Source organism: Kitasatospora sp. NPDC018619, assembly GCF_044391605.1.
Classification (GTDB): Bacteria; Actinomycetota; Actinomycetes; order Streptomycetales; family Streptomycetaceae; genus Kitasatospora.
On the sequence record NZ_JBISAI010000001.1, the window covers coordinates 250,577 to 268,192 of the forward strand.

14 protein-coding genes are annotated in these 17,616 nt (G+C 75.8%); 8 read left to right on the top strand and 6 right to left on the bottom strand.

Translation table 11 applies throughout. The features are described 5' to 3' along the window. Positions 1 to 59: 59 nt before the first annotated feature. Positions 60 to 518, top strand: coding sequence for a MarR family winged helix-turn-helix transcriptional regulator (locus ACH5AR_RS00880; protein WP_396299203.1), 459 nt, complete (start codon positions 60 to 62; stop codon positions 516 to 518). A gap of 72 nt (positions 519 to 590) precedes the next feature. Here ACH5AR_RS00880 and ACH5AR_RS00885 read toward each other — a convergent pair whose 3' ends face one another. Beyond that, positions 591 to 2,192, bottom strand: a complete 1,602-nt coding sequence (locus ACH5AR_RS00885) for a sensor histidine kinase (protein ID WP_396299204.1) — start codon at positions 2,190 to 2,192, stop codon at positions 591 to 593. Positions 2,193 to 2,588: 396 nt separating this feature from the next. Then, positions 2,589 to 3,866 carry an acyl-CoA dehydrogenase family protein gene (locus ACH5AR_RS00890; protein ID WP_396299205.1) on the bottom strand — a complete coding sequence of 426 codons (1,278 nt, stop codon included), beginning with the start codon at positions 3,864 to 3,866 and terminating at the stop codon, positions 2,589 to 2,591. 426 nt (positions 3,867 to 4,292) lie between these two features. Between ACH5AR_RS00890 and ACH5AR_RS00895 the strand changes: the two genes are divergently transcribed. The 3 genes from ACH5AR_RS00895 (at position 4,293) to ACH5AR_RS00905 (ending at position 9,758) form a co-directional block, all read left to right on the top strand. Next, positions 4,293 to 5,354, top strand: coding sequence for a GAF domain-containing protein (locus ACH5AR_RS00895; protein ID WP_396299206.1), 1,062 nt, complete (start codon positions 4,293 to 4,295; stop codon positions 5,352 to 5,354). A gap of 358 nt (positions 5,355 to 5,712) precedes the next feature. After that, on the top strand, positions 5,713 to 7,302 hold the full coding sequence (locus tag ACH5AR_RS00900) for a lipase maturation factor family protein (protein WP_396299519.1): 1,590 nt from the start codon (positions 5,713 to 5,715) through the stop codon (positions 7,300 to 7,302). A gap of 329 nt (positions 7,303 to 7,631) precedes the next feature. Beyond that, complete coding sequence (locus ACH5AR_RS00905; RefSeq protein WP_396299207.1) at positions 7,632 to 9,758, top strand: hypothetical protein; 2,127 nt, start codon at positions 7,632 to 7,634, stop codon at positions 9,756 to 9,758. A 111-nt stretch (positions 9,759 to 9,869) separates the two neighbouring features. On the opposite strand, the gene ACH5AR_RS00910 is transcribed toward ACH5AR_RS00905, so the two are convergent. Then, on the bottom strand, positions 9,870 to 10,241 hold the full coding sequence (locus ACH5AR_RS00910; protein WP_396299208.1) for a winged helix-turn-helix transcriptional regulator: 372 nt from the start codon (positions 10,239 to 10,241) through the stop codon (positions 9,870 to 9,872). Positions 10,242 to 10,319: 78 nt separating this feature from the next. Here ACH5AR_RS00910 and ACH5AR_RS00915 point away from each other — a divergent pair, with 78 nt between their 5' ends. Continuing rightward, a complete protein-coding gene (locus tag ACH5AR_RS00915) occupies positions 10,320 to 10,967 on the top strand; it encodes an NADPH-dependent F420 reductase (RefSeq protein ID WP_396299209.1) in 648 nt (215 codons plus the stop codon). Positions 10,968 to 11,004: 37 nt separating this feature from the next. Here the strand turns inward: ACH5AR_RS00915 and ACH5AR_RS00920 are convergent, their stop codons facing one another. Beyond that, the gene (locus ACH5AR_RS00920) at positions 11,005 to 11,841 is read right to left on the bottom strand and encodes a helical backbone metal receptor (RefSeq protein WP_396299210.1); all 837 of its coding nucleotides are present in this window, start codon (positions 11,839 to 11,841) and stop codon (positions 11,005 to 11,007) included. A 224-nt stretch (positions 11,842 to 12,065) separates the two neighbouring features. Here ACH5AR_RS00920 and ACH5AR_RS00925 point away from each other — a divergent pair, with 224 nt between their 5' ends. The 3 genes from ACH5AR_RS00925 to ACH5AR_RS00935 all read left to right on the top strand — a co-directional run bounded on the left by ACH5AR_RS00925 (position 12,066) and on the right by ACH5AR_RS00935 (position 15,064). Then, positions 12,066 to 13,166 carry an ABC transporter substrate-binding protein gene (locus ACH5AR_RS00925; protein ID WP_396299211.1) on the top strand — a complete coding sequence of 367 codons (1,101 nt, stop codon included), beginning with the start codon at positions 12,066 to 12,068 and terminating at the stop codon, positions 13,164 to 13,166. A 63-nt stretch (positions 13,167 to 13,229) separates the two neighbouring features. Then, entirely contained in the window at positions 13,230 to 14,267 is a 1,038-nt protein-coding gene (locus ACH5AR_RS00930; RefSeq protein ID WP_396299520.1) for a FecCD family ABC transporter permease, read from the top strand. Next, entirely contained in the window at positions 14,264 to 15,064 is an 801-nt protein-coding gene (locus ACH5AR_RS00935) for an ABC transporter ATP-binding protein (protein WP_396299212.1), read from the top strand. The genes ACH5AR_RS00930 and ACH5AR_RS00935 overlap by 4 nt, the downstream gene beginning before the upstream one ends. A 73-nt stretch (positions 15,065 to 15,137) precedes the next feature. Here ACH5AR_RS00935 and ACH5AR_RS00940 read toward each other — a convergent pair whose 3' ends face one another. Together ACH5AR_RS00940 and ACH5AR_RS00945 are read right to left on the bottom strand one after the other, a co-directional pair. Further along, on the bottom strand, positions 15,138 to 16,169 hold the full coding sequence (locus tag ACH5AR_RS00940; protein ID WP_396299213.1) for an L-tyrosine/L-tryptophan isonitrile synthase family protein: 1,032 nt from the start codon (positions 16,167 to 16,169) through the stop codon (positions 15,138 to 15,140). 77 nt (positions 16,170 to 16,246) lie between these two features. Then, entirely contained in the window at positions 16,247 to 17,581 is a 1,335-nt protein-coding gene (locus tag ACH5AR_RS00945) for a cytochrome P450 (protein ID WP_396299214.1), read from the bottom strand. Positions 17,582 to 17,616: the final 35 nt, after the last annotated feature.

The window sequence follows — 17,616 nt, forward strand, 5'->3', positions numbered from 1 at the left end:
GCACGCGGCGCCTCGTCCGGCACACGGCACGAGCAACGCGACGGAAGGGTAGGCGAGTCATGGGAATCCGCGACGATGCGGCCGAGATCCGGGCCCGGGGCTGGCGGACGCTCGCCGCGCTGCACGCCATGATCGACACCGCCCTGGAGAAGGCGCTCCAGGCCGAGTTCAAGCTCTCGGTGGTCGAGTACACCGTGCTGGAGGCGCTCTCCCGTCAGGACGGCTGGCACATGCGGATGCAGCAGCTGGCCCGCGCCGCGGCGCTGAGCAGCAGTGCGACCACCCGCCTGGTGAGCCGCCTGGAGGACCGCGGCCTGCTCAGCCGGTTCCTCTGCGTGGACGACCGGCGCGGCATCTACACCGAGCTGACCGCCGAGGGCCGCGAGCTGCTGGCGTCCGCCCGCCCGGTGCACGACGCCGCCCTGGAGGCGACGCTGGCCGAGGCCACCGAGGTGCCCGAGCTGGCCCCGCTGGTCGAGTCGCTCGCCGACCTGCACCCGGTCCACGCCGGCGCCTGAGGCCCGGCGCCCCAGACCCCAGGCCCGAGGCGGGCCCAGGCGCCGGTCCGGCGGACCGGTGAGCCCGCCGCGTCAGCCCCGGCCCTCGGCGGGCGGCGCCGCCGTGCCGCGGCCCCCGGCGGGGCCGCCCGACAGGTCGTACATGCGCGGCGGCACGGGCCGGGGCACCACCACGGCGCCCGGCAGTCCGGGGATCTCGGCACCGACCGCCAGGCCCCCGTCGGCGGGTGCCCCGGCCTGCCCGCCGGCCCCCTTACCGCCGCCACCTCCGTCCGTCGCGCCGCCCGTCCCGCCGTCCGTCGCACCGCCCGTCCCGTCGGCCCCCGCGCCGCCCGGGCCCGCCGCCCCGCCCGCGCCGTAGGGGACGGCCGGTGCCCCCGGCGCGCCGAAGGGTCCCGGAGCCGCCGGGCCCCGGCCGAGCCCGTCGGCCCCGGCGCCACCCCCGCCCCCGGGCACCGGCCCCCCACCCGCCCCCGCGGGCCCGTCGGCCGCCGGAGCCCGGGTGATCCGGGCCCCCGACGGCAGGCCGGGCACCGCGGACGGCTGCCCGGCCTGCTCCAGCAGCGCCGAGGGCACCAGTACCGCGGCCCGGGTGCCGCCGTACGGGGACGGGTGCAGGGCGACCCGGAGCTCGTGCCGGGCAGCCAGCCGCGCTACGACGAACAGGCCCAGCCGCAGGTCGTCGCCGAGGGCGGAGACGTCCAGCTCAGGAGGGTCGGCCAGGTACTCGTTGAGCCGTCGGTACTCCTCCTCCGTCATGCCGAGCCCGCGGTCCTCGACCTCGACCGACAGGCCCTCGGGGACCGCCTTCGCGCAGACCTGCACCTGGGTGTACGGCGGGGAGAAGGTGGTGCCGTTCTCGATCAGCTCGGCGACCAGGTGGATCACGTCGGCGACGGCCTGCCCGTCGAGCGAGACGCGCGGCACGGCCTGGACGACGACCCGGGAGTAGTTCTCGGTCTCCGAGACGGCGCTGCGCAGCACGTTGACCACCGGTACGGCCTTGTGCCAGCGCCGCGCGGGCAGGGCGCCGCCGAGGATGACCAGGTTCTCGGCGTTGCGCCGCATCCGGGTCGCCAGGTGGTCGACCTTGAACAGCTCGCGCAGCAGTTCCGGGTCCTCGTGCTCGCGCTCCAGCGCGTCCAGCATGCTGATCTGCCGGTGGATCAGGATCTGGGTGCGCCGGGCGATGTTGAGGAAGACCTTCTTCGTGCCCTCGCGGCCCTGGGCCTGGTGGACGATCGCGGCGACCGCGGCCTGCCGGGCGGCGGCGAGGCCCTCCGAGGCCTGCTGGACGTCGTCGCCGGTGCGCCCGGGCGGCGCCCAGGCGGCCGGGGCGGGCACCTGCACCCCGGCCCGCAGCCGCTCGACGACCTCGGGGATCTCCCGCCGGGCGAGGGCGACGGTGCCGGCGCGCAGTTCGGACAGCCGCGCGGACAGCGACCACGCCGTCCGGACGCCGCGGACCAGGCTGGTCAGCAGCACCGCCGCGACGGCCGCGCTGCCGGCCAGCAGCGCGGTGCGCTGCCCGGTGCCGTGCAGCAGGTAGACGGCGTAGCCCCAGGCGGCGGCGAGGCCCAGGCTGGGGAGCAGCACGAGGCCGAGGAGCGGGCTGCGGAGCGAGCCGGACCGGCCGGCGCGGTGGCCCGGGCGGGGGGCCGGTATGCCTGGCATCTGGTTCCTTGCTGCAGGGCCGCCCCGCGGGGACCGGCCCGCCGGTCCGGACCGGCGGGTCCGTACGGCGGGCCGGCCCGTACGGCGCGGCCGGGCTTCAGGGAGTCGGGGCCGGGATCTGCCGGAGCCGGTGGCGTGCTGCCTTTCGGCCCCGGCGGGGTGCGGCACGGCCGCCGACGGCTGGCACGCTACCAGCCCCGGGGGCCGTGGGCGCAACATCAACTGCCCGCGCGGGTACGGCCGGTGGCTCCGGCGCGGCCCGCCTGTCCGACCGTTCGCCGACGCATCGCCGCAGCTCACGGCCGCCGGACCGACCGGTCCGAAGGCCTTCGGCGGCCGGGAGGCACCCCCGGAAGACCGGTCAGGAACAGGTCAAGTGCGGCGGCGGAGCGGCGGTCAGCCCGCCAGCGGCATCGGCAGCACCCGTCCGCCCAACCCCGGTGGCTTCTCCGCCGGAGCCTCCCGCTGGGCCGACAGCTCGTTCCACGCCCAGCTGGTCAGGGCGGACAGCTCGGCCGACCACTGCTTGCCGTACGTGCCCGAGGCGAACTGCCCGAGCCGCAGCCGCTGGACGTCCGAGGTGCCGGCCGGCGGGTAGACGTGGGTGGCGTCCCGCAGGTAGCGCTCGACGGAGAACTCGGGCTGGAGGCCGCGGGCGGCGTGGATCTCCATGGCGTTGCGCGCGGAGTCCAGCGCGTACTCGGTGTTGACGAGCTTGGCGTTCATCAGCTCGGCGTCGCAGGCGCGGCCGTGGTCGAGCAGGTGGGAGGCGTGGTAGGCGGCGAGCCTGGCGGTCATCAGCCGGGACTGCATCTCTCCCAGCTTGAGCATGATGTTCGGGAGCCGGTTGATCGGTCGGCCGTACAGCACGCGCCCCTCGGCGAACCGCACGGTGTCCTCGACGATCGCGGTGTGGATGCCGAGCGCGACGGCGGCGAGGTTGATCCGGCCGTAGAGGGTGGAGGAGGAGTAGGCGACGTCCAGCCCCTGCCCCTCCCGGCCCAGCCGGTTGGCCGCCGGGACGCGGCAGTCCTCCAGGAGGATCTCGCCGAAGCTGAAGCCGTACAGCCCGCTCTGGGACCCGGGGGAGCCGGTGCGGAAGCCCGGGCGGTCGCTCTCGACCAGGAAGGCGGACAGGCCCCGGCTGCCCCGGCCGGTGCGCAGGACCACGCCGTGCACGTCGCCGATGTGGGAGTTGCCGACGAAGCACTTGCGGCCGTTGAGCACGTACTCGTCGCCGTCGCGGACCGCGGTGCCGGTCATCCCGAGCACGTGCCCGCCGGACTCCGGCTCGGTGACGGCGATGGTCGGCAGGCACTCCCCGGAGGCGAACTTCGGCAGCCAGGTGCGGCGTTGGGCCTGGGAGCCGTAGTGCAGGACCTTGGCCACGCCCAGCTGGGAGGCCTGGGCGATCGAGCCCGCGGCCCCGCTGACCCGGGCCAGCTCCTCGATGATCACCGTCTTGGCGACGTGCCCCAGGCCGAGGCCGCCGAACTCCCGGGGGATCGTCACGCCGATCCAGCCCTGGCGGGCGATCTCCCGGGCCAGCTCGAACTCGATCGTCCGCTCGGCCTCCATCCGGGCCACCCGCGGACGCACCTCCTTCTCCGCGAAGTCACGGACCTCGGCACGAAGGCCCTCGTGACGGTCGTCGGTGAAGTAGTCCATCGCCATTGCTCCGGTCCTCTCGATGCGTGCGGTGCCGTGCCTCCGTCCGTGCCGTCGATGCCGCTCCGGCGGCCCCCACGGGGGTGGCGGTGGGGGTGCGGAGTTCCGGCCGGTCGCCCCGGTGCGATCGGCGCATGCGTCACCGGGCGGTGTCCCGGCGACGGGCACCGTCCGTGTCTTCGGCAGGGCTCATTGTTGTATGGGGTACCGGGGCATCCCAGAGTCGATCTTGGATTGGCGCGATTCGGCCCATCCCGGCCGGAGGGGGTTTCGCCCGGGCCCCGGACGGGAATCGATCTCCGCTTCCGTGACGGTCCGTCGACCGGTCGTTCACGTGCGGTTTTGACGGGCCATCGGCAAGACGGAAGAACGCTCGATCGGTACCGCCCGGCCGTTCTGATGTCTGGTTACATGTGCGCCATGACAGATGTGATGAGCACTCAAGGCCAGTTCCCGGGTGCCTCCGGGGAGTCCGCGCGAACCCGCAGGCTGCGCGGCCTTGGGCTCAACGACCCGTCCGCGGACGAGGCCTTCGACCGCTTCGCCCACCTGGCAGCCAGTATCACGCGCGCTCCCATCGCGATGGTCAACTTCATCAATGACGAACGCCAGATGTTCCGGGGGCTCTACATCCCGCCAAGTTCGGCCGGTGCCACGGCCGAGAACGGATCGTCCTGGGCGGACCGCGGCATCGCCTTCGACCTCCCCACCCGGGAGATGCCGCTGAGCCACGGCTTCTGCCCGCACGTGGTCGCCCAGCGCTCTCCCCTCGCCCTCGACGACATCCTCGCCTACCCCCGGTTCGCCGGGAACCCGGTGGTGGACGAACTCGGCGTCCGCGCCTACCTCGGCGCCCCGCTCGTCGACGACACCAACACCGTCATCGGCACCGTGTGCGTGCTCGACCGCGAGCCCCGGCAGTGGGGGCGCGAACGGCTGAGCGACATCCAGCACCTCGCCGAGGCGCTGCTCTCCGAGATCCGGCTGCGCGACAGCCTGCTCGCCCAGCGCCAGGAGATGTTCGCCGCCTTCGACGGTTCGCCGTACCCCATCATGCTCACCGAGGGCCCGAGCCAGGAGATCCGCTACGCGAACGCCCAGCACACCGACACCTTCGGCGCGCCCGCGGCGTACGGGACGATCGGCGCCGCGTACCCGCAGCTCGGCGCCGCCGGCCTCGAACAGACCGTCGTGGAGGCGTACCGCACCGGCCGCACCGCCGTCCTCGACGACGTCCGGATGCAGGCCGCCCGTCCGGACGTCCAGCGCGGCCGGCAGGTCTTCAGCTTCACCTGCACCCCGCTGCGGGCCGCGCTCACCGGCCGGATCAACGGCGTCCTCACCGTCGGCATGGACATCACGGCCCAGTCCCGCACCGAGGAGGAGCTCGGCACGCTGGCCGCCCTGCTCGTCGACCGGCTCCAGCAGAGCGGCGCCCCGGTGCCCGGCCGCTCGGCCCTCGCCGGTGAGGCCGGTCCCGGCCTGCCCGGCTGAACCCCGCCGGTGCGGACCGACCACCGCCGCGGCGGGGCGCCTCTCACCCCCGTGGAGAGGACCCCGCCCCGGAGCCGGCCCCGCCCCGGAGCCGGCCCCGCCCCGGATCGCGCAGCCTCACCGCAGGGCCGCCGCAGCCGCACCGCAGGGCTGCCGCAGGCCCACCGCAGGGCCGCCGTAGCCCCACCGCAGGGCTGCCGAGAACTGCCGAGAGCCTGCCGGGGGTGCGCCGGGGCCCGCCCCGACGCCGTTCCCGCGCCCGCGGCCCGGGCCGAGCGGGTGAACCGTCCCCGTCCTGCCGCCCCCGCCGGGCCCGCGCCCGGGGCGCCGGATGGTAGGCATGGGCCGCATGGACTGGATGGACTGGTTCGCCGCCCCCGACTACTGGCTGAGCCGGCTGCTCGTCCAACGCCTGCTCGCCGCCCTCTACCTGATCGGGTTCCTGGCCGCCGCCGCCCAGTTCCGCGCACTGATCGGCGCCGACGGGATGCTGCCGGTGCCCCGGTTCACCGCCCGGGTCCCGTTCCGCCGGTCACCCGGCCTGTTCCACCTCCACTACAGCGACCGGTTCTTCGCCGCCGTCGCGTGGAGCGGCGCCGCCCTCTCCACCGCCGTCGCGGCCGGGCTCGGCGACGCCGTCCCGCTCTGGGCCTCGATCCTGCTGTGGGCGGTGCTCTGGGCCCTCTACCTCTCCATCGTCAACGTCGGACAGACCTGGTACTCCTTCGGCTGGGAGTCCCTGCTGCTCGAAGCCGGCTCCCTCGCCGCCTTCCTGGGCAACGCCGACACCGCCCCGCCCGCCCCGGTGCTGTGGCTGATGCGCTGGCTGGTCTTCCGGGTGGAGTTCGGCGCCGGACTGATCAAGCTGAGGGGGGACAGCTGCTGGCGCGACCTCACCTGCCTGCGGTACCACCACGAGACCCAGCCGATGCCCGGACCGCTCAGCTGGTTCTTCCACCACCTGCCCGCCCCGCTCCACCGGGTGGAGGCCGCCGCCAACCACGTCGTCCAACTCGTCGTCCCGGTGGGCCTGCTGCTGCCGCAGCCGGTCGCGAGCTACGCGGCCTGCGCCGTTCTCGTCAGCCAGCTCTGGCTGGTGGCCTCCGGCAACTTCGCGTGGCTCAACTGGCTCACCATCGTCCTCGCCCTCGCCGCCGTACAGCCGGCGCGCCTCGGCCTGCCCGTCCACGCCCGCGCGTACCCCGGCGCGCCGCTCTGGTACGAGGCGCTGGTGACGGCGCTGACCGTCGGCGTGGTGGTGCTCAGCTACTGGCCGGTGCGCAACATGGTCTCGCGCGGCCAGGCCATGAACCGCTCCTTCAACCGGCTGCACCTGGTCAACACCTACGGCGCCTTCGGCAGCATCAACCGGATCCGCCAGGAGGTGGTGGTCGAGGGCACCGACGAGACGGTCCTCACCCCGCACACCGTCTGGCGCGAGTACGGCTTCAAGGGCAAGCCCGGCGACGTCCGCCGGCGCCCGCGCCAGTTCGCGCCCTACCACCTGCGGCTGGACTGGCTGATGTGGTTCGCCGGCATCTCGCCCGCCTACGCCGGCCCCTGGTTCCTGCCCTTCGTCGCCCGCCTGCTGTCCGGCGACCGCGCCACCCTGCGCCTGCTGCGCCACAACCCCTTCCCGGACGCCCCGCCGACCCACGTCCGGGCGACCCTCTACCTCTACCGGTTCACCTCCTGGCGCGAACTGCGGGAAACCGGCGCGTGGTGGCACCGCACCGCGCTCGGCGAGTACCTCGCGCCGGTCGACCTGCACGCCCTCGGCCGGGCCGGGCACCGTCCGCCGCTCGGCAGGACGCGGCCGGCGCGGCACCCGGCGCGGCACCCGGCGCGGGGGCTCGGCGGCCGGGAGGCGCCGCCGGAGCGGGGCCGCCGGTCCGGGCGGCGCCCCGGGCCGCCGCCCGGCGAGGCGCGGCGGGAGGGGCCGGGGTGAGGGCAGGGCGCGGTGGGACAGGCGGGGCCGGTGGGGCCGGGAGAGCGCCGGAGCCACCCGTCCGGACCAATCCGGGAGCGCGACCGGCGCAACGCCGGACCACCCGGGTGGACCGCCCGACTGGCGGCCGGGCGGGCGGTATGGCACACGACACCCGCCCGTCGCGGCGGTGGGTGCGTGCAAGGCTCGAACGGGCACCCGTATTCTGGGCCTCCACAACCGGCAGCCCGACCGCGCGCCCCCCGCCCCGCCCAGGGACGACCCCGCGCAACCGGTCCGCCGCCCCCTCGCCGCCAGCCCCGCCGCCGTCGCCCAGAACCGGACCTCACATGACAGTGCTTCACTCGCGCAACGCCGACGCAGCCGACCCGGCGGACGTCGCCGACGCCGCAGACGTCAAGGACCCCCAGGACGCCGCCGCGGAGCCCGACCTCCGCGAGGACCTCGGCCGCTACGCCGAGCTCGGGGCCTTCACGCTGACCGCCGAGACCCACGCCTGGTATGCGGCCGTCGACACCGTCGCGACCCCGGAGGACGCCCGCGCGGCCTCCACGGCCCTCGCCGAACTGCGCGGCAGCGACCTCCAGCAGACCTGGGACGCCGTCCTCGCCCTCGTCGCCGACGTCAAGCTGGACGAGCCCGGCACCGTCGCCAAGACCGCGCTGCTGGTGGAAATGCTCCAGCGGGTGCACCGGACGTCCGCCGTCCTCCTCCCCGTCGCGTACGAGGCCGACCTCGAGGCCCTCGCCGCCGCCACGGCCGACAGCGCCTGGCGCCGCGAGCACGGCGTCAAGCTCTCCTGGCTGCGCGGCCGCTCGCTGCGCAAGCAGGCCCTCGCGCTCGCCACCGACCGCCGCGTCCGGCGGGAGGACCTGCACGAGGCCCTCGCCTCCGCCGAGGTCGAGCGCCGCGCCTGGGCCGCGCTCGCCCCGGCCGGCACCCTCCCGAGGGTGCCCACCGACGGCGCCCTGGTCGACCGCACCGCCCAGGCCTTCGAGACGATCAACACCGGCCTGCGCGGCCTGGCCCGCCTGCTGCCCGACCACGACCTGGACGGGCTGCCCTTCGCCGAGCTGATCGACCTGGTCGAGCGGCTCGCCGCCGACGAGGGCACCCTCTACCGCCTGCCCACCATCCGCGGGCTGCGCACCGGCCTGGAGGAGGCCGGCCTCGCCGACCTGCTCGCCGAGCTCGCCGCCGCCAAGGCCGACCGCCGCGCCGCCGAGGCCGCGTACACGGCGCGTCAGGCGCTGGCGGCCGGGCAGCGGGACGGGCTGGCGGCGAAGGCGCCCGCTGCGGAGAAGGCGGCGCCGGAGGAGGCGACTGCCGAGGCGACCGTCGAGGCGGCTGCCGAGGAGACCGCCGTAGAGGTCGCCGCAGAGGCCGTCGAGGACGCGGCTGACGCCGTGGTCGAGACCGCTGGCGAGAGCGGTGCGGAGGAGCCCGCGGTCGAGGAGCCCGAGGCGGGGGAGTCCACGGTCGAGGGGATCGGGACCGATGCCGAGGCCGACGGGGCCGACGCCGAGGCCGCCGCTCTGCAGGCACTGGCCGGCGGACAGCGGGACGGGTCGGTCGAGGAGGCGCCGGCCGCGGTGACGGCTCCGGTGGAGGACGCCGAGGAGGCCGAGGTGGCCGGGGCGGCCGCTGCGGAGACCGAGGCCACAGCCGAGGTCGAGGCTGAGGACAAGCCCGTGGCTGAGGACAAGCCCGAGGCCGAGACCGGGTCGGCGTCGGACGCGGGTGCCGTTGACGAGGAGTCGGCGGTGGCGCCGGCCGAGGAGGAGGCCCCGGCTGCCGTGGTCTCCCTCCCGGCCCCCTCCCCGGCAGCCGACGACCTGGTGGCCGCCGCGACCGCCGCCCTGGCCGAGGCCGAGGCCGAGATCGAGACCCCGGCGGAGGCGGAGCCGGAGACCGCTCCGGCCGCGGAGACCGTCGAAGCCGTCGAAGCCGTCGAAGCCGAGGAGCCTGCCGCTGAGGACGCGATCGCGGAGCCGGTTGCCGAGGCCGAGGCCGAGGCCGTCGCCGAGGAGCCCGTTGTCGACGAGCCCGAGACGATCGTGGCGGAGCCCGCCGTCGAGGAGGCGGCTGCCGAGGCCGTCGAGTCGGTGACCGGAGCGGCTGAGCCTGCCGGCGAGATCGCGGTCGAGCCCGAAGCCCCCGCGGTCGAGCCCGAGCCCCAGGCCGCTGCCGAGGAGCCCGTTGCCGAGGCCCCCGCAGCCGAGCCCGAGCCCGAGGCCGATGCCCGTCCCGCCAAGCCGGACTTCACGCCCGGTCGGCCGGTGACCGCCTACTCCGCCGACGAACTGCTCGCCGTCGTGCGCTGGGTCGACGGTGACGGTGTCGGGCGGACCGACGAGGAGCTGCTGCGGGCGGCCATGAAGGAGCTGGGCTTCGCCCGCCTCGGCCCCCGGATCAAGGAAGCGCTGGGCGCCGCCGTCACCGCCGCGCGCGGCTGACGCCGTACGGCCGCACGGCCGAGGGCCCGGGATGCGAGCACGCGTCCCGGGCCCTGCCGCGTTCCCGGCGTGTCCTTGGTCGGTCGGTCGCCGGGCCGCGCGCCGGGGGCGTCAACCGCGGGGGTCCTCCGCAGCCTCCGCCCGCTCCCGGGCCGCCATCACGTCGTCGCCGTGTTCGAAGGCCCAGACGCCGAACGCCTCCACCGGCTCCAGCAGCGTCCGCCCCAGCCCGGTGAGGGCGTACTCCACGCGCGGCGGCGACCCGGCGTACGCGCGGCGCTCCACCAGGCCGTTGAACTGGAGCCGACGCAGCGTCTCCGTGAGCACCTTGGGGCTGATCCCACCGATCCGCTCGCGCAGGTCACCGGGCCGCGAGGGCCCCTCGCGCAGCGCCCACACCACGACGGCGTTCCAGGTGTTGGCGAGCAGATCGAAGGCGAGCCGGGCTCGGCAGTCGGCGATGAAGCCGTGGTCAGTGGTCACTTACCAGATGGTGCCCGAGCGGTTTCCTAGTGTCGTCCCGATTCTGACGGACAGGTCGTCGCACGGAGGGCGGACAGGATGAGGATCGGGATTGCCGGCACGGGAAGCATGGCGCGGGCGCTCGGCACGCAGTGGGTGCGGGCCGGCCACGACGTGCTGGTGGGCGGCCGCGACACGGGCCGCGCCGCCGCGCTCGCCGACCGGATCGGCGGACGGGCGGGAACGCTGCGGGAGGCGGCCGAGCACGGCCGGGACGCGGTGCTGTTGGCCGTGCCGTACGCGGCCGCGGTCGGTGTGGTGTCCGCTCTGGCGGACGCGGTACGGGGGCGGACGCTGGTCGACTGCACCAACCCGGTGGCGCCGGGCTTCGCCCTCGAGACGAGGGGCGGGCCCTCGGCCGCCGAGCGGATCGCGACCGCGGCGCCCGGTGCGTCGGTGGTCAAGGCGTTCAACCTCTGCCACGAGAGCGTGTGGGGCAGGACCCCGCCCGTCTTCGACGGACGCCCGCTCCTGGTGCCGCTCTGCGGTGACGACGCACCGGCGGTCGAGACCGTCCGACAGCTCGTCCGCGACCTCGGCTGCGTGCCGGTCGACGGAGGAGGGCTCGATCGGGCGGGCCTGCTGGAGGCGACGGCGGCGTTCCTGATCGGCCTGTGGGTGGGCGAGGGCGCGGACGCCCAGGCGATCGCGCCGCCGCTGGAGTACGCGGGGGCCGGTCCTTCCTGATCCGCGATCCTGCGCCGACCGCTCGACCGGACGGACCCTAGGTGCGGCCCCGGCCGCCGCCCGGGCCGCCGCTCGGGCCGAGCGGCCAGGCGAGGGCCTGCCGCAGCACGGTCGGGGCGGTCACCAGCGAGGGCCCGTACCAGGTCAGGTGCCGTCCGCTGACCAGCGCGGCCGGTGTGTCCGGGAAGGCCTCCGGGCCGTCCTCGGCGGTGAAGCGGTATGGCTCGTCCGGGAGGACGACCAACTCCGGCCGGCAGGAGAGCAGTTCGGGCAGCGGGATGGCCGGGTAGCGCTCGGGGTGGTCGGCGTGGACGAGCCGCAGGCCCAGGCGGCGCAGCAGGTCCCCGGCGAAGGTGTCGCGGCCGAGGACCATCCACGGGCGGCGCCAGATCGGCACGACGGCCCGGGGCCCCTCGGCCGCCGCCCCCGCGCCGCCGTGCCCGACGGGGGCCCAGGCCGCCTGGGCCTCGTCCAGCCAGCCCGGCCGGGGCAGCCCGCAGGCGGTGGTGAGCAGCCGGTGCAGGGAGCGGAAGGCGTCGTCCAGGGTACGGATGTCGGTGACCCAGACCGGGACGCCCGCCGCCCGCAGCGCGTCCAGGTCGGGGCGCCGGTTCTCCTCGTCGTTGGCGACGACGAGGTCCGGGGCGAGCGCGACGACGCGCGGGACGTCCGGGTTCTTGGTGCCGCCGATCCGGGCGACGGACAGGCCGGCGGGGTGGCTGCACCAGTCGGTGGCGCCCACCAGCAGCCCGGGGGCGGTGGCGGCGAGTGCCTCGGTCAGCGAGGGCACCAGCGAGACCACCCGGCGGGGCGGGCGCGGCCCGAGCCGGACGGGGTGGTCGAGGTCGTCGCGCGGGGCGGTGGGGTCGGCCATCGGGCCAGCCTACGGCCGGCGGCCCGGCCCGGCCCGAGCAGCCGGGCGCGCAGCGGCGGGACCGGCGACAGGACCGGGGACGGGGCAGGAGACGGGACGGCTCACGGATCGTCGGGAACCCGTCGCCGGGGCCGTCCGACTACCTGGTCCGGGTCCGCAGCACGGGCCCCGGCACGACCACCCGGTGCCGTCCCCCAGCACCACCACCGACCAGGAGACTTGTCATGCGTCCTCGCGTCGTCTGCGGAATCGCGGCCGCCGTCGCCCTGTTCGCCACGGCCTGCGGAAGCGGGGCCGGGGGCGGACCGAGCGGCGCCGTCTCCGTCCGGCCCGAGCCCGGCGGCGGATTCCCCGTCAAGGTCGCCGACTGCGCGGGCCGGGAGACCACCGTCGCCAAGGCGCCCGCCAGGATCGTCACCAGCAACGCCGCGGGCCTGGAGCTGCTGCTCCGGCTCGGCGCGGGCGACCGGGTGATAGGCACCGGCTTCCCGCCCGGCAAGGGAACCCTGCCCGCCGATCTCGCCGAGCAGGGCGCCAGGGTGCCGGCGCTCGGGGACAAGGGCATCCCCAAGGAGAAGCTGCTCGGCTCCGGCGCCGACCTGTACGTGGACACCTTCGGCGCGATGCCGATGATGGGCGGCGGTGCGACCGGGCCGAGCGAGGAGGAGTACGCGGCGGCCGGCATCCAGCACGTGTACCTGCTCTCCACCGCCTGCGCCGGGACGCCGAAGGCCGCCAAGGCGCCGCGCACCGACTTCGCCGCGATCGAGGAGGACGTCCGCCGGCTCGGCGCCGTCACCGGCACCGCCGCCCGGGCGGAGGAGCTGGTGGCCGGGATGGAGAAGCAGCTCGGCGAGGTCCGCACCGCGCTCGCCGCCGTGCCGCAGGCGCAGCGGCCGAGCTACTTCGTCTTCGACTACGACGCCGGCACCAAGCAGCCGGTGGCGGTCTGCGGCCGGCAGGTCGCCAACGCGGTGATCGCCCAGGCCGGGGCGCGCAACGTGTTCGCCGACTGCGACGCCGACTTCAAGCCCGGCTCCTGGGAGGAGGTCGTCGCCAGGAACCCGGACTGGATCCAGCTGGCCGTGCGCAACCGGGGCAGCGAGGAGGCCACCCGCAAGGCCTTCGACGAGGCCGAGGCCTTCCTGAAGGGCTTCCCCGCGACCCAGGGGCTGAAGGCCGTCCAGGAGGGGCGTTTCGTGCGGCTCGGCTCCGAGGTGACGACCATCGCGGGCGTGCGCAACGCCGACGCCGTCCGGCAGATCGCCGCCACCGTCCACCCGGACCTCGTCAACGCCCCCGGCCTCGCCGAGAAGGGGCAGTAGCCGGTGACCTCGGCCGCCGCCCGTACGGAGCGCGGTGAAGTCCGCCAGGCCCGCCCGGCCCGCATTCTGCGGGCCGGGCCGCTGGCCGCCGTCCTCGCCGCCGCCCTGGTGCTCGCGCTGACCGCCGCCGTCTCGCTCGGCTCGGTCGACGTCCCGCCCGCCGAGGTCTGGTCGGTGGTCGTCCGCCGGCTTTCCGGCCGGGCTCCCGAACCCGGCACCCGCGACCTCATCGTCTGGCAACTGCGCGTCCCGCGCGCCCTGTTGGCGGCCGTGGTGGGCGCCGGGCTCGGCCTGGTCGGCACCGCCGTGCAGGCCCTGGTGCGCAACCCGCTCGCCGACCCCTACCTGCTCGGCATCTCCTCGGGCGCCTCGCTCGGAGCGGTCGCCGCCATCGTCCTCGGCACCACCCTCGGCCTCCCGCTCTCCTTCGGCAGCGCGTTCGGCCTCACCGTCTCGCTGGCGGCGTTCGCCGGCGCGCTCGCCGCGTTCTCGCTGGTCTGGCTGATGGCCCGGCGCGGCGGCGGCTTCTCCCCGCTGCGGCTGGTCCTCGCCGGCATCGGCATCGCCCAGTTCCTCGGCGGCCTCACCAGCTACCTGGTCCTGCAGACCCGCGACGAGCAGCAGACCAGGGGTGTGCTGTTCTGGCTGATGGGAAGCCTCGGCGGCGCCGTCTGGGCCCAACTCGCCGTCCCTGTCGCGGCGGTGGCGCTCGGGCTGGCCCTGCTCCAGGCCCGCGCCCGGGGGCTCAACGCGATGCTGATGGGCGACGAGACGGCCGCCGGACTCGGTGTGGACGTCGCCCGGCTGCGCCGCGAGGTCTTCGTCGTCACCAGCGTGCTCACCGGGGTGCTGGTCGCCGTCTCGGGGGCGATCGGCTTCGTCGGGCTGATGGTGCCGCACGTGTGCCGGCTGCTGGTCGGCGCCGACCACCGGCGGCTGCTGCCGCTGTCCGCGCTGACCGGCGCACTGCTGCTGGTGGTCGTCGACACCGTGGCCCGCACCGCCCTGGAAGGCCAGGAGCTGCCGATCGGCGTGGTCACCGCCGTCCTCGGCGCCCCCACCCTGCTCTACCTGCTGGACCGACGACTGGAGCGCAGTTGAGGATCGCCGTCGAGGACCTGAGTGTCGCCCTGGCCGGCCGGACGGTGCTGGCCGGGGCCAACCTGATCGCCGAGGAGGGGGAGATCGCCGGACTGGTCGGCCCCAACGGCAGCGGCAAGTCCAGCCTGCTGCGCACCGTCTACCGCCACCTGCGCCCGAGCGCCGGCCGGGTGCTGCTGGCCGGGCGGGACCTGGCGCAGCTGCGGCCCGCCGAGTCCGCCCGGCACGTCGGGGCGCTGCCCCAGGAGCGCGGCGGGGACTTCGAGTTGAGCGTCCGCGAGGTGGTCGCGATGGGCCGCACGCCCTACAAGCGGGCCTTCGCGGCCGACGACGCCGAGGACCGGCGGATCACCGCCGAGGCGCTGGCCAGGGTCGGCATGGCCGAGGCCGTGGACCGGCGGTTCGCCCAACTGTCCGGCGGCGAAAGGCAACGGGTGCTGCTCGCCCGGGCGCTCGCCCAGCAGCCGGACGTCCTGGTGCTGGACGAGCCGACCAACCACCTGGACGTCCGCCACCAGGTCGAACTGCTCGCCCTGCTCCGGGAGCAGCGCCGCACCACCCTGGTGGCCCTGCACGACCTCAACGCCGCCGCGTCCGTCTGCGACCGGCTGCACGTCCTTCACGGCGGCGCCCTGGTGGCCTCCGGGGCGCCGCGCGAGGTGCTGACCGCCGCACTGCTGGCCGAGGTCTTCGGCGTGCGGGCGGCGGTGGTCGACCACCCGCTGACCGGGGACCCGCTGATCGCCTTCGACCACCGTGCCCCGGTGGCGGAGGCGGCCACCGCTCCGGTCCGCTGACCTGCCGCCCCGTCGTCCCGCCGCCCTGCCGCCGTGCCGCTCTGGCACCCGGCAGGGCGGCAGGGCCTGGGCCTCAGCAGCCCTCGTAGTGGCTCGGCCGGCCGTCCCGCAGCACCAGTCGGCCGAGCCGGGCGGCCTCGTCGCTGCGCAGCAACTCCCGCCCGCCGTCCGCGCGGTGGAGCACGGCGGAGTGCCAGGGGGTGGTCCACGAGTCGGCCGCCGCCAGCAGCCGGATGCCGAACTTGGCCGCCCCGGCCGGCTGCGGGTGGATGGAGAGCCGGACGGCCCGCGGGTGGTGCTCCGCGATCAGCTCGCCCCAGGCCCGGCTGCGCTGGATCACCCCGTAGGCGCGGCGGCGGCACTCCCGCTGGAGGGCGGACCGGGTGCCGGGGAAGCCGACGGTGTCCTCGGTGAGGAAGCGGGTGATGCCCCGGTAGAGCCGCAACGTCTCCTCCTCGGTCAGCACCTGTTCGCGCAGCTCCGCGACGCTCGGCGCGTACCGGGCGTGCACCCGGGCCCGCTTCTCGTCGTACGGGAGGTCGCCGAGGACGGCCCGCAGGTCGAAGGTGTCGAGGCGGTGCAGGCCCTCGCGGGCGATCATGGCGGTCAGGGCGTCCGAGTAGGCGTCTATGCGGTCGTCCGGGACGCCGATCAGGTCGCCGAAGACGTGCCCGTCCGAGCAGATCAGGATGCGGGCGCCGGGTGCGTACAGGCGGCCGATCCCGGCGCACAGCCCGTCCAGGAAGGTCAGCGACAGCCGCTCGCCCTCGTCGGGCAGGTGGCCGAGCACCTTCGCCGGGTTCGGCGACTTGCAGGGGAAGCCGGGCAGAGTGAGGACGATCGGCTCGCCGACGGCGATGAAGTCCGCCAGCTGGGCCAGTTGGAGCGGGAAGTGCTCCGGGCGGGCGTCGAACTCCGGGTCCGAGGCGCGGCGGTGCGGCAGCAGCAGGCCGAGGACACGGGCGGCGAGCCGCTCGGCCGAGGGCCGGTCGGTCCGGGCCGCCGCCTCGGTGCTGGTGGCGGTGCTGGTGGCGGTGCTGCTGGTGGTGGCGACGGCCGTTGTGGCGTCGGTGACGGCGGCGGGGGCGGTGCCGACGGGCGGCATGGTGGGTCCTCCACGGAAGGTGGTTCGGTAGGGGCTGCGGACGGGCGGTGCCGGCTGCTCCCGGTGCCCGGGCGCAGTCAGCGGCGGTGGTCGTAGGCGACCGGCAGCCGGTTCACCCCGCGGGCCAGGACGGCGGGGATCCAGGCCAGGTCCGCCAGGCCGTCGCCGGGTGCCTCCGCCGGGCGCAGGCCGGGCAGCCGGGTGAGCAGGGTCGCCAGGGCGGTCTGGAGCTCGGCCCGGGCCAGCGCGGCGCCGGGGCAGTAGTGGACGCCGTGGCCGAAGGCCAGGTGGGCGTTGGGCGAGCGGTCGAGGTCGAGGCGGTCGGCGCCGGGGAACTGCGCCTCGTCGCGGTTGGCGGCGCAGAGCGAGACGATCACGGAGTCACCGGCCGGGACGGTGGTGCCGAAGAGGTCGCTGTCCTCGGCGAAGAACCGCCAGGTGGTGAGCTCGAACGCGGCGTCGTGGCGCAGGAGTTCCTCGACCGCCCGGGCGAGCCGCCCGGGTTCGTCGACGGCCGCGCGCAGCCGGGCGAGCTGCTCGGGGTGGCGCAGCAGGGTGACCAGCATGGTGGTGATCTGGTTGGTGACCGGCTCCTGCCCGGCCACCAGCAGCTGGAAGACCATCGAGTCGAGCTCGGCGCGGCTCAACTCCCCGGCGTCGTGGGCGGCGACTAGCCGGCCCAGCAGGTCCTCCTCCGCCACCCAGCCGGGGTCCCGGCAGTCGGCGCGCTTGCGGGCGACGACGTCCGCGATGTACGTCTGGAGGCCGCGAAGCCGGGCCTCGTAGGCGGGGCGCCCCGGGTCCTGCGGGCCGACCGGCTGGACCACCTTGCCCCAGTCCCGGTCGAAGCGCGCCGCCAGGTCGCCGGGCAGGCCGATGACCTCGGCGAGCACCCGGAAGGGGTAGTGGGCCGCGAAGCCGGCCACGAGGTCCGCCCCGCCGGACTCCGGCAGGGCGTCCACCAGCGCGTCGGCCAGCTCCCGGAACCGGGGGCGCAGCGACTCCACCCGGCGCGGGGCGAAGGCGTCCAGCACGAGCCGGCGCATCGAGGTGTGCTTGGGCGGGTCCTGGTGGAGCAGGTGGACCTGGAGCTGGGAGCGCTGCGGCTCGGGCATGATCGACGCGAGTCGGCGCCAGTTGTCGTTGCCCAGCGCGTGGTTCTTGCCCAGGCGCGGGTCGTTGAGGGTCGCGTGGGCCGCCTGGTAGCCGGTGACCAGCCAGGCGTGGATGCCGCTCGGGAACTCCACCCGGTGCACCGGCCCGGCCTCGCGCATCCGCTGGTAGAGCGGGTACGGGTCGCGCTTGTACTCCGGGCCGTGGAGCGGGACGGGGGAGGGGAGCGGGCCGTGCGCGTACGGGCAGCGCGGGGCGCCGTCGGTGGCGGCCGGGGCGGGGAGGATCGTGTCGGTCATCCGAGGAGGTCCTTCGGTGCGGGGTCGGGTGGCGG

What these genes read in the sequence shown, in the direction of transcription:
- ACH5AR_RS00880 (WP_396299203.1), top strand. Translation starts at nt 60, where the DNA reads ATGGGAATCCGCGACGATGCGGCCGAGATCCGGGCCCGGGGCTGGCGG.
- ACH5AR_RS00885 (WP_396299204.1), bottom strand. Translation starts at nt 2,192, where the DNA reads ATGCCAGGCATACCGGCCCCCCGCCCGGGCCACCGCGCCGGCCGGTCC.
- ACH5AR_RS00890 (WP_396299205.1), bottom strand. Translation starts at nt 3,866, where the DNA reads ATGGCGATGGACTACTTCACCGACGACCGTCACGAGGGCCTTCGTGCC.
- ACH5AR_RS00895 (WP_396299206.1), top strand. Translation starts at nt 4,293, where the DNA reads ATGAGCACTCAAGGCCAGTTCCCGGGTGCCTCCGGGGAGTCCGCGCGA.
- ACH5AR_RS00900 (WP_396299519.1), top strand. Translation starts at nt 5,713, where the DNA reads ATGGACTGGTTCGCCGCCCCCGACTACTGGCTGAGCCGGCTGCTCGTC.
- ACH5AR_RS00905 (WP_396299207.1), top strand. Translation starts at nt 7,632, where the DNA reads ATGACAGTGCTTCACTCGCGCAACGCCGACGCAGCCGACCCGGCGGAC.
- ACH5AR_RS00915 (WP_396299209.1), top strand. Translation starts at nt 10,320, where the DNA reads ATGAGGATCGGGATTGCCGGCACGGGAAGCATGGCGCGGGCGCTCGGC.
- ACH5AR_RS00920 (WP_396299210.1), bottom strand. Translation starts at nt 11,841, where the DNA reads ATGGCCGACCCCACCGCCCCGCGCGACGACCTCGACCACCCCGTCCGG.
- ACH5AR_RS00925 (WP_396299211.1), top strand. Translation starts at nt 12,066, where the DNA reads ATGCGTCCTCGCGTCGTCTGCGGAATCGCGGCCGCCGTCGCCCTGTTC.
- ACH5AR_RS00940 (WP_396299213.1), bottom strand. Translation starts at nt 16,169, where the DNA reads ATGCCGCCCGTCGGCACCGCCCCCGCCGCCGTCACCGACGCCACAACG.
- ACH5AR_RS00945 (WP_396299214.1), bottom strand. Translation starts at nt 17,581, where the DNA reads ATGACCGACACGATCCTCCCCGCCCCGGCCGCCACCGACGGCGCCCCG.